The organism is Coleofasciculus sp. C1-SOL-03 (assembly GCF_040220555.1).
In the GTDB taxonomy this organism is placed as follows: domain Bacteria; phylum Cyanobacteriota; class Cyanobacteriia; order Cyanobacteriales; family Coleofasciculaceae; genus Coleofasciculus.
Genome location: NZ_JAVJUO010000148.1, coordinates 1 through 14,716, shown reverse-complemented (window position 1 = coordinate 14,716; position 14,716 = coordinate 1). Strand labels below are relative to the sequence as shown.

Here is a 14,716-nt window from a genome sequence, read left to right as displayed (position 1 = left end):
TGCAGGCGGATCACCTCTACAAGTGTCTTTCAGGTGTTTATTTTCTGGCGTCAACCCAACCTACAACCGATTCCACCATTTTAAATGCATATAAAAAACCTCAGCGCCTTTGCAGAACCGATGTTCTTGTTGTCGCTGAGGATTAACTGAAGGATGCGTTTGATATATTTATCAATACATAAATAATTTTAGGCGATCAGGAAATGTTGCCAATGTTGCCATTTCTTATTGATTCACGCCTCACCGTTTCCTATTTCTTTATAATTCATAATATTTTCCTGATAGCTTGCTTAAGTCTTGTATTACTACTTTTCAGAACGGTAATATCTAAACGATTAGCCGATTCAGCCTGAAGCAAAGCATTCATCGCGTTGTAATACAAATCGGTATCGTAAGCCATTAAGATTAAATCAACTCCAGCGTTAATGGCTTTTACCGTAGCCGCCTCTAACCCATCTTGACTGCTATAAACCGCATGCATACTAAAATCATCTGTAATCAGAATGCCATTATGCTGCCATTTGTCTCGAATAATGTCTGTAACAACTTGTTGAGAAAACGAGACAGGATGGTCAGGATCAACGGCAATTAATTGAGCGTGTCCCAACATGGTAAAGGCGTTTGTTTTGCTCATGACTTCCCGAAATGGCACCCAGTCTGCTTGGGTTAATTCTGCTACCGATGTTTTCAATTGAGCATCCTCAAGGTGGGTATCCGTATCCACTCGTCCCAATCCAGGGAAATGTTTAATGGTACAGGTTACACCATAGTCAGCTAAGGTTTGGCAATACCATAATGCCACCTTAGCCACAATATCTTTATCGGCGGATATGGCTCTCAGATAAATTTTAGAATACTTATCTTCAGAACTGATAACTCCATAATTTAAATCCACGACTGGGGCAAAGTTTAAATTAATACCAATCTCCGACAATTCTTGACCCTGAATACTAGCATAGCGGATAACATCTTCTTTGGCGCTATCGATATCTTTTTCGTCTTTAATAATTGATGATAAGGGGGGTAATCGAGTTAAAGGCGGAGATAATCGCGAGACAATACCGCCTTCTTGATCCGTGACTATCCACAAGGGTGATAACCCCTGATTGGCGCGAATAGTCTGTAACGATTGGATTTCTTGCTGGATTTCGTCTGGGGTTTTATTCTGAATATTCCGTCGAGTGATAAAGACACCCGCGATCGCACCCTTTTCGACCAGCATTTTCACCTCCTCAAGATTGCGATAACCCACGATAAAATGCTGACCCATAGTTTCCAGTTGGCTGGCTTCTCGATTGAGAATTGCTTGTTTAGTCAACTGGAACTTAACTTCCGTCGTCACCGCCAAAGAAAAACTGAACGACGCGATCGCTAAAATCAAAACGCTGAGAATAACTTGTCTTTGGCTTGAATTTCTCGCCCAGCCTGCAATTTCCGAAACGATTAGTCCCAAACTAATGATAAAGACTAAACCAAATGCCCCACCTCTTAAACTTGCCAACCATGGCGTTCTAAAATAAACAGCCGGAAACACTAAACTGACAGCCAAAGCCAGTTTAACGAGTTTCATTAAAAATTTAATCCACACAGTAATTGCTCATAATTAAAGGAACAGAACATAGTAAAGTAAGTAGTTGTACTTTCATTAAATTTAACGGTTGATATTAGGCAACAGGCAACAGTAATAGTTTGAATTTTCTTAATATTTCTTATGTATAGGGTACAGAATTTATCTCCAGGTACTTATATCGTTTCCACTTGTTTCAAATGTTAAATTTTTTCCTCAAACTCCCTCTGCGAACCTCTGCGCTAACCTCTGCGTCCCTCTGCGTTAAAAACGGACTTAATCTGTAGTAGGCGATGGGAAGCTTTTTAGCGCTAAAGCGCAACTACGAACCTCTATCATACGTCATACTTACCCGGAGACTCGGCGGCTCTCGGCGACTGAGAGGGCTTCACTTCGTAAGGTTGAGAGGGTAAAATTTCCAACTGTCGATGCTTCGGCGTTTCCACTTCCTTGGGTTTAGGTTTGGGTTTAGCTTTGGCTTTTCCACTGGCACCGCGTCGCCGTTGCGATGTTCCTTCTTCACTGGTATTTTCCGCAACAACTTCATACAAGATTGCCAACTTATTCTGCTCACTTCCCTTGCGTAAAACTCGCCCTAATCGCTGCACATATTCCCGTTCTGAACCCGTCCCCGATAAAATAATCGCGACTCGTGCATCGGGAACATCAACCCCTTCATTTAAAACATGGGACGCCACCAAGATTTTGTACTCTCCCTCGCGAAATCGTTGCAGAATTTCATGGCGTTCTTTAACCGGAGTTTGGTGAGTCAGCGCGGGAATCAGCAATTCTTGAGAAATCCGATACACGGTGGCATTATCATTCGTGAATACCAAGATCCGTTCCGGATAATGTTTCGCGACTAAATCGGCTAATACTCGTAATTTTCCTTCTGTTCCTAAAGCAATTTCCTTAGATTCTCGATGGGCTAACATAGCGCGACGCCCTTGTTGAGAACCCGCACTGGCTTGCACAAAGCGTTGCCATCCGTTAATACTACCGAGGTAAATATTTGACTCTCTTAAAAAATCATTCCGCCGTTTCAAACAAGCATCGTAGCGATCGCGCTCTTGGTGTGATAGTTTAACTTTAATCTGCACCACCTTATGGTCAGCCAAGGCTAACCCAGCCAAGTCATCCGGGCTTTTACGATAGACCTGTTGACCGATTAAACCATCTAAGTCATTATGACGCCCATCGGTACGCTCCGGGGTAGCCGTAAGTCCGAGTCGGTAAGGTGCGATCGCGTATTCAGCAATTGTCCGATAAAAGTCGGTGGGTAGGTGGTGACATTCGTCAAAGATTAACAACCCGTATTGATTTCCCAGGGATTCGGCGTGAATGGTGGCGCTATCGTAAGTAGCGATTAGGATTGGCGTGCGATCGCGCGAACCTCCCCCAAGTAATCCTACCTCCACATCCGGAAACGCAGCTTCTAACTGGGCGTACCATTGATGCATTAAATCCAAGGTGGGTACAACAATTAACGTACTGCGAGGCGTCGATTGCATCGCCAGTTGAGCCAGATAGGTTTTTCCGGCGGCGGTAGGTAATACCACCACCCCGCGACGCCCTGCTAATTTCCAGGCTAATAAGGCTTCCTGTTGATGGGGATAGGGTTCCATCTCAAAGCTGGAAACCAACTCCAAAGGAATAAATTCCTTCGCATTATCAATAAAATCAACCTCAGAAGCTTGCAGCACTTCCACCAGGGGACGATAGTGCATCCCTGGAATCCGAAACTTTTCCACCCGATCATCCCACGTCGCATAATCCACCCACGCCTTACCCCGTGGGGGTGGATGGAGGAGTAGAGTTCCCCGGTCAAACGTTAATTTTGGGGTACGCGCCATTCGTTTGTTCTGTATTAAGTCCCCTCAGTTATTGTATAGTGCCAGAGTCGAGGGCGCGATCGCACGGCTATCTGCATACTGTTCCAGGCGTAACCAGCTACATTTGTAACCCGCTTTCCCGATCAACTCATCAGTCTGTATTTCTACAAATTTAGGCATCGTGATTTTCTTTATCCTTGATTTCTCAGGAAAAATTCAGATAAAACTAATACAACAATCATTTTTATCGACGGATAAAGGCTTAAGCTAATAATTGAGATAAGCAAACTCAACCCTAAACTGAGTCACATACACTCCTCAGACTGTAGGGATAAAGAGATAAGGTAGAGACGACAGACTATGATCGTCTCCCTTATCTCTACCTATTTCATCGTCTCAGCTAAAATTCTCGGTTCTTCCGCAGTTGGTTGGCTCAACCTTAGTCAGTGATGAAGCGGCTGTTCTAGTAATTGCCCGTCGTGGGATGAGGCTAGGGGAAAAATTAGAGGAAATGGATGATCATGGGCAAAAGAGCGACAGTGGGGGTTAGAATGATTGAGGTTGTGCGATCGCGTCAAGTAAACTTTCTCTATGCATGCCCTTTCAGTTCCAACGTGGATCATTCACGTCTCTAGCGTTATCGAATGGATTGCCGCTATCTGGTTAATCTGGAGTTATGGTGACATTACAGGCAATCGTTACTGGTGGGCATTATCTTGTGCCATGTTTCCTGCCTTAGTCGGTGCGATGTGTGCTTGTACCTGGCACTTTTTTGACAATCCTGAATCGTTAGATTGGTTGGTTACCCTGCAAGCCTCGATGACGGTATTAGGAAATGTTACCCTTTGTACCGCCGCTTGGTGGATTTGGCGCTGTTCACGAAAATCTGATCAGCCTGATAGCAGCGAACCGGAAAAATCTAAAACGCCTGTTGATGTTGTTTAGCTAAACTACCCGTTTAGTGATACGATAGATGACTTTATTTTTTGCAAAATCAATCCGATTCGGTGACAACCTAATAAGGGCGCACGTCTATGCGCCCCTACGTTAATCGATAATGTGATGATTTCCAAAGATACTTTATTTGCGGTTTCCTTATTCCCTTACCTGGGTTTTTTGTGGTTTATCACTCGTTCTGGACAAACCCCAAGGTTAGCACTGATTGGATTTTATGTGCTGTTGGTGTTTGTGGGAGTGACGATTCCAGCGGGAATTTATGCCAAGGTTGCGTTTGGGGAACAATTAGCCAATGTGGATTGGTTACATGGGAGTGCTGAATTTTTTCTTACCCTATCTAATATTTTGGTCGTTTTAGGGTTTCGCCAAGCGATTATTCAAAAACGTTCGTCGTCTTAACCTAATTGTTCCCTACCCGACACCCGACACCCGACACCCGACACCCCACACCCTACACCGCTTGTCGGGGATAGCGCTGCATTAATGATCTCACCTCTCCAGCATGATAGGAACTGCGGGTGAGGGGAGAGGAGACGACTTGTAAAAAGCCGATAGATTCGCCAAACTCTCGCCAAGTATCAAATTGTTCTGGAGTGATAAAGTCAGTCACGCCTAAGTGCTTTTGAGTAGGTTGAAGATATTGCCCAATGGTGAGAATATCACAATTGACGGCTCGCATATCCTGCATCACTTGGCGCACTTCGGCATCTGTTTCACCTAATCCCACCATGATGCCAGATTTGGTGTAAATCCAGGGGGCGAGTTCATGGGTACGTTGAAGAAGTTCCAGCGATCGCGGATAATCTCCTTGAGGACGTACTCGTCGATAGAGTCGGGGGATGGTTTCAGTGTTGTGGTTGAGGACTTCAGGTTTGGCTTGCAAAATGGTCGCTAGGGCATCCCAATTCCCACACAAATCGGGAATTAATACCTCGATGGTGGTTTGAGGCGAGATAGCACGAATGGCTTCAATGCACTTGACAAACTGAGAAGCACCCCCATCAGGTAAATCATCCCGATTAACCGAAGTAATCACCACATGCTGAAGTTTCAGTCGCCCTACCGCTTCCGCTAATCGGGTGGGTTCTGTGGGATCAAGAGGTTTAGGTTTCTTCTCGAAATCAATATCACAATAGGGACAGGCACGGGTACAAGCCGGTCCCATAATTAAAAAGGTAGCAGTGCCAGCATTGAAGCACTCGCCGATATTGGGACAAGAGGCTTCCTCACAGACAGTATTGAGTGCCAAATCCCGTAAGATATCCTTAACGTTGCCCACACGCTGCCATTGCGGTGCTTTGACTCTTAACCATTCAGGTTTAACGACCACTCCTGAACATGCTCCCACGAAAGTACCAGTGTTAATCCTAGCAAGTCTGTGGTAGGATGGATGAGATATTACGGGATGTAGCGCAGCTTGGTAGCGCACCTCGTTCGGGACGAGGGAGTCGCAGGTTCAAATCCTGTCATCCCGATTTATGTTTCTTGTTAAAGTGGGGTTGGGCGTCGCCTCACTAGAAAACGCGAATCTGCTTTTGGAATGGTAAGGCATTATACCGCAAGTGGACAAAATACAAGATATCGGTAAAACGAAGGGCGGGTTTTGTTGAGAGGTTATCGGTAGATACCAAATTTAAACGGCTAAACCCGCCCCTACATAGGATTACGCCAGCAAAGGCTTCAGGGCTGCTGCGACTCTTGCGACTGATCTGATCCAACCGCCATCAAATGCTGGCGCACTAGATATTCCAACTGGTAAAGATACGCCGCCGTAACCAACCGATACAGCGTGGGTAAGGTGAATAAATCCCTCAGTTCATCCCACCACGCCAACGTATCATAGAAGGAATTCATCTGAGGTAGGAAGATAATCTGAATCATTTGACTCACGACAAATGCCAATGTAATCGCCATCCAACCATAGAAACCTTCCCACCAACTCATTAGCGTGGGAACAATTCCTGTCACTTCATCCATACCGGGCGATCGCGTGTTGGGGAAAAATCGGTCAAGAACGATGTGCAGCCAGTGATGAGTAACGGCGATAATTACGATTGGTGAGAGTAAGGTAACAAAATATAACAAGAATCGCCACTTCGGGGCAATCACCATCAGGGAATCACCCAGTTGTAAGATGGATAGGATAATTCGGATAATCACCGAAATGCCCCGAAATAGCAGAATTAAGAGAACCGCACTTAGCCATGCGGTGGGGTAAGGAATAAAAGATGGAATATTTCTCATGCTTGTCTTATTTTATTCGTCTTAACGGTTGAGATTAGGGAACTCTTACAGCGTATTGCAAGTTCGTGAGTACAGTATTGTTCCCCTTCTCCGTTGATGGGAGAAGGGGTTAGGGGATGAGGGTGAAACCCTTTCCACTGCGAACCGAAAGAATCCAAAAGCTTGCTAATAGTGATTTTCATTATCCCGGTTTCCTCGAAGGTTGTGAACGGTATTTCATACCTCAACTCGCACCAACCAACAAATGCTGATACGCCGCCTCAATTTTCTCCACTTGTGATGATACATCGGTCTCTAATTTCTTCAACCGCTCTAATTCTGTGCCATTGTTAATCTCATGGGACTCTTTTTGGGCGATTAAATTATCCAACTCTGACTTGCGAGCATTAATATCATCATTTATCCGTTCCGTCACTTCTCGCTCATACACATCAAAGCATTCTTTCACCGCATCGTGAATCGGTTGCCATTGTTCTCGTGCGACTTGGGGTAAGTATTTAACTAACTCTTTTTTCGCCGCCTTAACTAACTCCTTCCGCGCTTGATCTGCTTGTACAACGCCAACACCTAACCCCAGTAACGCCAATCCCACAGGTCCTAAAACAACGCCTGAAACGGCTGTAATCATCGCCCCAACCCCCATCACGGTAATAAAATTCAGGGCGATATTTTTCCAATCAAATCCCGCCCCCGCCATGGCTACCCCAGCAATATTTCCCCTGGCTAATGAAAAGAGTCCCGCCGCCCATTTTGCCCAAGCGGGAGCGTTATCATCGGCGGTTGTTCCAATCACCGGAGATATCCGTTGTCCGGTTAACTTCTCCGTAATTTTATCCGTCACCTTGGTATAAGATGCGCCGTAACTTGCAGCACTTTTCGATAACTGCAAAAACGCACCATCCATCTCTTTTTCAGCAATCAAACTCCAGGCTGATAATTTATCATTCACATAGCGTTCAAATGCCTCTTGCAGTCCCGCTTCAAAGGCTTCCCGCCTCCCTCTGCTCAAAAAATCCATAAATCGCAAATCCGGCTGATACTGCATGAAATCAGCTTCAAAGGTATTCCCCAAATTTAAAACATAATCGCGGAAGGAATCAGCCACCGCCTTTGCCTTACTATCCCGTACCGATTTAATTTCATCTTGGAACTGCTGACAGATGTGATTGAGTTTATTGAATTCGGGTTCGACAGAATTAATCCGTTCTTTTAACTCCTGAACATCCTGTTCGAGTAACGGAATCCGCCGTTCAATCGCTTCCCGCACATGACTATACCCTTGACGCGCCAAGGTTCTGGCTTGGCGAAATTCAGCCACGGCTCGTTCGTTAGTTAAAAATGTACTTAATGCACCCAAAAACTCCGGAAATCCGGTTCCTTCTAGAGAGGCTTTTGGCTGCTTGACTCGTAACCGTAGTGCTTTAATCGCGGAAATCTCAAACACTCGTTCATCATAAATATCATGTCCATCAACTTGACAGTAATCGGCTAAGTTGGCTCGAAACACGCGCCGCAGTCTGTCTTCTGATTCTTCTAGTTCTTCCGTATCATCCGGATCAATTAAACTTTCGCGAATCTGATCCCAAGCGTTAATTAAAAAGAAAACTGATAATCCCCGATCCTTAATATAATTCTCTAAATAACGACGTTCCGCCAAGGTACAAGGCTGAGTTGCCCGCAGTACGAATAAAATCGCATGGCAGTTATTGATATATCCCAGAGATAACTCGTTCCGGGCTTCGGTATCATTGAGTCCCGGGCTATCGACAATTTCGATCCCTTTTTCGAGTAACGGTAGGGGATAGTCTACAACCGCATAATCGACATTGGGAAATGCCTGTTTCTTCTGTTGTTCCAATTGTTTGGCTTCGGCGGGGTCAATCGTGTAGCGGCGCTTAAAGCTTTTAAAATCAATATCTTCCGGGGGTGTCCCATCATTAAAATGAACGGTAACTTTTTTTTCAGTGCCATACCGCAAAACGGTTAATAAGGCGGTACAGGGATTAACATCTGAGGGGAGTAAGTTCTCACCAATTAAGGCATTCAGAAACGTACTTTTACCCCGTTTCATATCCCCCAACACCAGTAATCTGAATACACCCTGTCGTAAATTTTGACTGACTCGACTTAAATCATCAATATCCCGTTCCAACCCCAACCCACCAGAGGTATCCTTTCCCGTGGCTTCCCCTTGTGCCAGGGTTTGGGCGATTTCACCCAGACTGGTGGCGACTTGCGATCGCACGTTGGCGACTCGTTCTAAATTATTCAGGAAACTGTCTGTTTCAATTTTATAACTCATCGGTTCTTTATCCCTTAAACGGTATTCGTTCATCCCCAATTGTTCGAGAAAGGCGGGTTTAGTCAAGGTATCAGTTTTTGCCCAACCTTATCGGTAAAACCCACCCCGACACCCGATAAAATAGGTGGACAATGCCCACCCGAAATTTAACCGGGTACTAACAATAACTCCTCATACACCGATTCAACTTGGCGACATTCTGCTAACACATCAGCATCCAACTGTCTCAACCGCTTTAACTCCATTTGCCGATTAATCTCACGGGATTCTTTTTGTTTAAGCAAGTTATCTAACTCAGCTTGACGAGAGTTAATATCATCATTAATCCGTTGAATGACGTCCCGTTCATAGGTATCAAAACAGCCTTTCACCGCTTGATGAATCGGTTCTTGTTGTTCCTGACTCAATTGCGGTAAATATTTAACAAACTCTTTTTTCGTCGCTTTAATCACTTCCTGACGCGCTTGTTCAGTTTGCAGTGCGCCCACTCCTAATCCCATCAACGCCAATCCAATCGGATTCCAAAACGTCAGCCCCGTAAAAATCAATAAAAAGCTGCTAATCCCAATTACCGCCAACCAATTCACCAGGATATTTTGCCAAGTAAACCCAGCAGCGGCTAACGCCACACCCGCTACATTTCCTGATGCTAACGAAAAGAAACCCATCGCCCATTTTGCCCAAGTGGGTGACTCCTCACCTGAGTCAACCCGCACGCCTGACGGTATGGTTTGCCCAATTAACTTTTCCGTCATGGCATCAACAATCTGATTATAGGTTGCGCCATAATTGGCAGCACGTTGAGCAAGTTGGGAAAATGCTTCTTGTAAATACTCCTCCGCCGTGCGTTCCCACTCTGCCAGTTTATCCTGAATGTACTGTTCAAAAGCTTGCTGCAATGCGGCATTAAACGCTTCCCGTCTCTCTGTTTGCAAGAACTCCAGAAAGTCAATTGTCGGCTGATAACGTAAGAAATCGGATTCAAATGTTCCTTCTAAGTTCAGCACATAGGTGCGAAACGAATCCGCCACCGCTTTAACTTTGGTATCCCCCATTGTCCGAATTTCATCCCGGAATTGATCGCGAATTTGGCTTAATTGTTCAAACTCCGGTTCAACCCCCTGAATCCGTTGTTTCAATTCCTCAATATCTTGATCCAGTAAGGGAATTCGCCGTTCAATGGCTTCGTGAGTACGGCTATACACTTGACGCGCCAAGGTTCTGGCTTGGCGTAATTGTGCCACGGCGCGTTCTTGAGTTAAAAAGGTATTCAGCGCCCCTAAAAACGCCGGAAATCCGGTTCCTTCCAGGGAATCCTCTGCATCTTTCACCCGCCGCCGCAAGGCTTCCAGGGAGGAAAGCTCAAACACTCGTTCCTCATAGCGATTTTGTCCATCTTTTTGACAGTAGTCAGCCAGATAGGTTTGGAATACGGTGCGTAACCGATTTTGCGCGTCCTCAAGTTCATCAGGATCATCGGGATTAATCAAGCCTTTACCGATTTCATCCCAAGCGTTAATCAGAAAGAAAACCGTTAATCCTCGCCCTTTAATATAATTGTCTAAATAACGGCGTTCTTCCAGGGTACAAGGCTGCATCGCCCTGAATAAAAATAAGATCGCGTGACAGTTGTGGATATAGTTAAGGGATAATTCATTCCGGGCTTCGGTATCGTTAAGCCCCGGACTATCTACAATTTCAATTCCTTTTTCGAGAAGGGGTAAGGGATATTCGACAACAGCATAATCAACCTCAGGGAATGCCGAGCGTTTCTCAGCTTCAAGGTGTTTTGCTTCGGTAGGATCGATGGTATAGGTTTGCTTAAAACTGGCAAAATCTAGGGATTCTGGTGGTTTATCGTCTTTAAAATAAACCGTGACCTTTTTTTGCGTGCCGTAGCGTAACACTGTCAACAGGGCTGTACAAGGATTCACATCGGCTGGTAATAGGTTCTCGCCGATTAAGGCATTCAAAAATGTACTTTTACCCCGTTTCAAGTCTCCCAATACCAGCAGTCGAAATAAGCCCTTCTGCAAATTATCGCTAGCAATCTGGATATCTTCGCGTTCCCGTTCTAGACTTAATTTACCGGAGGTTTCCTCAGCGTCCAATTCCCCTTGATCGAGCAGTTTGGCAATTTGACTCAGATGCGTCGCCGCTTGATGGCGCACTCTCACTACTCGCTCCAAATCCCTAAGGAAGCTGGTATTATCTGCGGTATAGCTCATAATTGTTGTTGATTAACGCTATTTGGGAGATGAAGGCAGGGTTAACCTTCGCTTCGTTCGGGGACATGGTTTTGAATGATTGAGGAACTAATTTTGATTGTTGTCTCTAGGTGAGCGACAAAACCCGTTCTTTCCTCGTTAACAAAGGACAAAGGACAAAGGACAAATGACCAATCTTAAGACTTCTTGCCATCGCCTTCTAGAAACAGCTTATACCCGATAAAGCCAATGACCCCGGCAATCATGATCATCGCGATCGCGAAACTCAGCCTCACAACGACAACAGTCCCCACGACAAAGACGATGAACTTGCCGATCATCACCAGTTTCCGCTTCCACCGTTGCAGTCTACCTTCCGGTTGCTCATGCTTAACGGTTTGGTAGAGAGGCGGTTGATTAATTTCCGCTTCCAGTTCGCGTAGCCGGAGTTCTCGCTCTCGTTGAATCAAGTCGTGTTCCCGGCGCTGAAGCTCCCGGTCTTTATTATTGGGAGAAGTCATCTCAGTTCATCCTCGTCTGGGATTTAATCACGATAGGTTATAAAAAGGGTAAAAGTAACTTAGCCTCTGCACCTGCTAGATCCCGTTAAAAAACTTTAGGGCAAACTCCCTACACCATCTCCCCCATCTCCCCCAGCACTATTCCTGTTGAGTTGGCTGATGTTCAGCATCAACCAGAGTTTCTTTGGATTGATCGAGCAATCCCTTACCAGAAGACGTGCGCTTTTTGGCATTCGTTGACGATTCTACATAAGTGATATCCTCATGAAGACGAATCTGAATTTTTGGTCCTGAACTCGCCAAGCGAATAATCATTCCATCAACAACCGAGACTTGGGTAATGCGTTTCCCATCAATATAGGTTCCGTTAGCACCTAAGCTGATAATTCGCCAACCTGAACCATTCCGTCGCAGTTCTACATGGTGACGTGAAACGACGGCGCTGTATAAAATGACATCATTATCCGTAGACCGCCCAATCCGAATCACAGATTCCGACTTAAACGGCCAACTTTGAACAGGGACAGACTGGAGAGGATGCAGCAGGGTCAGAGTAATCACCGGTGTTACATCATTCAAAGACGAGAGTCCTTACGACTGAATACTTCTAGAGATTTCCATGAGTCTAGGAACTGGATTCGGGCAAGAGCGATTTTCTGCCGAAACAGGTTTTACTCTTGATTACAGGATAAAGGAATGCTCGGCAAGTAGTTTACCAATAAAGACTGTCATAATCACACCTTTTCTGGCAGAAGGCAGCAGGCTCCCAGGCAGAGGGCAGACGGTTTATCAGTGGTACGTGGTCGTTTCAGCCGTCCCAGACAGTCCTGACCTTTATCGCCAAAGCTATAATTTCAGGCTACCACGGGTTGACATCTTCCCTCAGCTTGGGTGAAAAGGCAAGGGACTTAGGATACTTGGAACAAGAACGTTACCATATCTCCTTTGCCGAGGCTAATGCGATCGCCGGTTCGTAAGCGATGGCGATCGCCACTCGGTAACGGGGTATGGTTGACATAGGTCCCATTGGCGCTACCGACATCTTCCAGATAATAGGTATCTCCCTCAACCCGAATATCCGCATGGACTCGCGACACAATCTCGGAATTCGGAAAACCGGATACATCAACATCCGGGGGAATCTGGTCATTCGGTTTACCAATATGGATCACCCGGATATGGGAGGGGAGTTCAATTTTGGTCTGGGTTTGCAGATGCAGCAGATAAACCGATTGCACTTGCAACTGCGTTTTGGCACTACCCGATTTGGGTGTGGCTACAGGGGGCGGCGGCGCGGCGGTTTCCTCCGGCGGTGGGGCGATCTTTTCTGCTGCTTCTGTTGTCGTTCCCGATTGACCAACCTGGGTAACGGGTAGATCAGCAGAGGGATCAGGTTGCGGGTTAGGTGTGGATGGTGGGGAATTCCCAGCGATCGGTTCAGGTTCAATTAGAGGGTCAGGGGGATCTAAATCGGGTATATCGGAACCCGACATCGAAGCTGGTGTCTCTGGGCTTTCCGCTGCTCCACTAGCTTTCAGATTAAACCCACATTGACCGCAGAAGCTCGCATCTGTTTGAACTGTGGTACCACAGTTGGGACAACTCATGGTTGAAGGTAAGGGAGTATAGCAGGCTTCACATTGAGTCGCACCATCTGGATTTTGGTGATTGCAGTTAGGGCAAACAATCATAAGCTATTCAAGATTTACGCATTCAAAATTACCAACAAAAGCGGTTTGACAGGGTTTAAGTGCAACATGAGGGCAAAACCGCTGAAATCCTCCTAGACCAGCGCGGCGGAAGTAACTCTCCAGTTAAAAAAGGTGCTCCCGTCTTATTGTATAAGCCTTCTCCCCTTGGAACCTCCTGCCTCCTGCCTCCTGCCTTCTTGCACTAGTCAGCCTGAGCCTTCCTCTTTCATCAAAGCACAATTAATCGTTCTACCTTAATAATTTGTTACATCAGACCCACGGGTTTTCTGGCGTGGACAGGAGCATTAGGGGTTTACCCCTTGACCCGCGATCTCATCTAAAAGCCACCACAATTCCCCTTGAGGCTGAATGAACCGCGCCGGATAGGTCAAGGGATCAGCGTCATCGGCAAAGATTTGAGCCAACGCCGATTGCTTTCCTGCTCCCGCCACCAGAAACATCACGCAATCGGCTTGGTTAATCAATGGCATCGTAAAGGTAATCCGAGGTTGACCGTCTTTATTGCCCACCGTAACCCGGCGATCGCAAACCTGTAACGCCTGGGTATGAGGAAACAAGGAGGCTGTATGGGCGTCATCACCAATGCCCAATAAAATCAGATCAAATTGGGGAAACTCGTCAGCGGCGACACCAAAGAACTCCCCCAGTTGAGCATCGTGCTTTGAGGCGTCTGCTTCGGGAGATTCCCCATCTGTGGGGATGGGGTGAATATTCGAGGGTGGAATATCAACGTGATCCAACCACGCCTGACGCGCCATAGCTTGATTGCTATCCGGGTGATCGGCTGGGACATAGCGTTCATCCCCCCAAAAGATATGCAGTTTATCCCAGGGGAGATTTTTGGCGGCTAGGGCTTCATAGAGGGGTTTGGGTGTACTCCCTCCGGCTAAAACCAGGGTACAGCGCCCGGAGCGTTGGATTGCCTCTTGTATCTTCGTCAAGACAACATCACGCGATCGCTCAATCAGCGCCGCTTTATCGGGCAAAACCTCGACAATTTTCTTCATAAATCGTTAATCCTCCTCAACAGGTTACTTGGTCTTGCCGACCCTTTCGGTAGATAATTGCAGTACACCCCTGGGATAAACGTTCAAATATCCATGAGTTAATATGGGTGGGCAAGTCATACATGAACCCTAATTGTCCCATACTGTATCAGTTACACTCTCTGCTAGGGTTGATAACAGACAGCCAGTATGATACTATATGGTCATATTGGCTCAAATTTACTCATATTGGCGATATTCCTTTGAGAGAAGCCGTTAAGCGACTTGGATTACATAAAAACACGAAGCAGGAAGTAGGCAGATAATGGCAGCATTCCCTCTATACGCAACAGAGCCGGACAAAGGCTTTTTGATGTCGAAGCCTATC

At 46.0% G+C, this 14,716-nt stretch carries 14 protein-coding genes and 1 tRNA gene; 4 read left to right on the top strand and 11 right to left on the bottom strand.

Features of this window, described 5'->3' with window-relative positions; genetic code table 11:
- Nucleotides 1–265: 265 nt before the first annotated feature.
- From RIE73_RS23585 to RIE73_RS23575, 3 genes are all read right to left on the bottom strand, one after another.
- Nucleotides 266–1,570, bottom strand: coding sequence for a glycoside hydrolase family 3 N-terminal domain-containing protein (locus RIE73_RS23585; RefSeq protein ID WP_446403508.1), 1,305 nt, complete (start codon nt 1,568–1,570; stop codon nt 266–268).
- Nucleotides 1,571–1,902: 332 nt separating this feature from the next.
- The gene (locus RIE73_RS23580; protein WP_446403507.1) at nt 1,903–3,420 is read right to left on the bottom strand and encodes a DEAD/DEAH box helicase family protein; all 1,518 of its coding nucleotides are present in this window, start codon (nt 3,418–3,420) and stop codon (nt 1,903–1,905) included.
- A gap of 24 nt (nt 3,421–3,444) precedes the next feature.
- Nucleotides 3,445–3,579, bottom strand: a complete 135-nt coding sequence (locus RIE73_RS23575; RefSeq protein ID WP_446403506.1) for a hypothetical protein — start codon at nt 3,577–3,579, stop codon at nt 3,445–3,447.
- A gap of 244 nt (nt 3,580–3,823) precedes the next feature.
- Here RIE73_RS23575 and RIE73_RS23570 point away from each other — a divergent pair, with 244 nt between their 5' ends.
- From RIE73_RS23570 to RIE73_RS23560, 3 genes are all read left to right on the top strand, one after another.
- Nucleotides 3,824–3,949, top strand: coding sequence for a hypothetical protein (locus tag RIE73_RS23570; protein WP_446403505.1), 126 nt, complete (start codon nt 3,824–3,826; stop codon nt 3,947–3,949).
- Between the two features lie 41 nt (nt 3,950–3,990).
- Complete coding sequence (locus RIE73_RS23565; protein WP_446403504.1) at nt 3,991–4,344, top strand: DUF2499 domain-containing protein; 354 nt, start codon at nt 3,991–3,993, stop codon at nt 4,342–4,344.
- Between the two features lie 117 nt (nt 4,345–4,461).
- Entirely contained in the window at nt 4,462–4,755 is a 294-nt protein-coding gene (locus RIE73_RS23560) for a DUF3593 domain-containing protein (protein ID WP_446403503.1), read from the top strand.
- A gap of 52 nt (nt 4,756–4,807) precedes the next feature.
- Here the strand turns inward: RIE73_RS23560 and lipA are convergent, their stop codons facing one another.
- A complete protein-coding gene (gene lipA / locus RIE73_RS23555; RefSeq protein ID WP_446403502.1) occupies nt 4,808–5,686 on the bottom strand; it encodes a lipoyl synthase in 879 nt (292 codons plus the stop codon).
- Between the two features lie 71 nt (nt 5,687–5,757).
- Between lipA and RIE73_RS23550 the strand changes: the two genes are divergently transcribed.
- Nucleotides 5,758–5,831: transfer RNA gene (locus RIE73_RS23550), tRNA-Pro, on the top strand.
- 205 nt (nt 5,832–6,036) lie between these two features.
- Here RIE73_RS23550 and RIE73_RS23545 read toward each other — a convergent pair.
- From RIE73_RS23545 to pgl, 7 genes are all read right to left on the bottom strand, one after another.
- Nucleotides 6,037–6,600, bottom strand: coding sequence for a hypothetical protein (locus RIE73_RS23545; RefSeq protein ID WP_446403501.1), 564 nt, complete (start codon nt 6,598–6,600; stop codon nt 6,037–6,039).
- Nucleotides 6,601–6,823: 223 nt separating this feature from the next.
- A complete protein-coding gene (locus tag RIE73_RS23540) occupies nt 6,824–8,902 on the bottom strand; it encodes a dynamin family protein (RefSeq protein ID WP_446403563.1) in 2,079 nt (692 codons plus the stop codon).
- 146 nt (nt 8,903–9,048) lie between these two features.
- Complete coding sequence (locus RIE73_RS23535; RefSeq protein WP_446403500.1) at nt 9,049–11,130, bottom strand: dynamin family protein; 2,082 nt, start codon at nt 11,128–11,130, stop codon at nt 9,049–9,051.
- Between the two features lie 176 nt (nt 11,131–11,306).
- Entirely contained in the window at nt 11,307–11,630 is a 324-nt protein-coding gene (locus RIE73_RS23530) for a hypothetical protein (protein WP_446403499.1), read from the bottom strand.
- Between the two features lie 138 nt (nt 11,631–11,768).
- Complete coding sequence (locus RIE73_RS23525; RefSeq protein ID WP_446403562.1) at nt 11,769–12,191, bottom strand: FHA domain-containing protein; 423 nt, start codon at nt 12,189–12,191, stop codon at nt 11,769–11,771.
- A gap of 347 nt (nt 12,192–12,538) precedes the next feature.
- Nucleotides 12,539–13,321 carry an FHA domain-containing protein gene (locus tag RIE73_RS23520; RefSeq protein WP_446403498.1) on the bottom strand — a complete coding sequence of 261 codons (783 nt, stop codon included), beginning with the start codon at nt 13,319–13,321 and terminating at the stop codon, nt 12,539–12,541.
- A 305-nt stretch (nt 13,322–13,626) separates the two neighbouring features.
- Complete coding sequence (gene pgl / locus RIE73_RS23515; RefSeq protein WP_446403497.1) at nt 13,627–14,349, bottom strand: 6-phosphogluconolactonase; 723 nt, start codon at nt 14,347–14,349, stop codon at nt 13,627–13,629.
- Nucleotides 14,350–14,716: the final 367 nt, after the last annotated feature.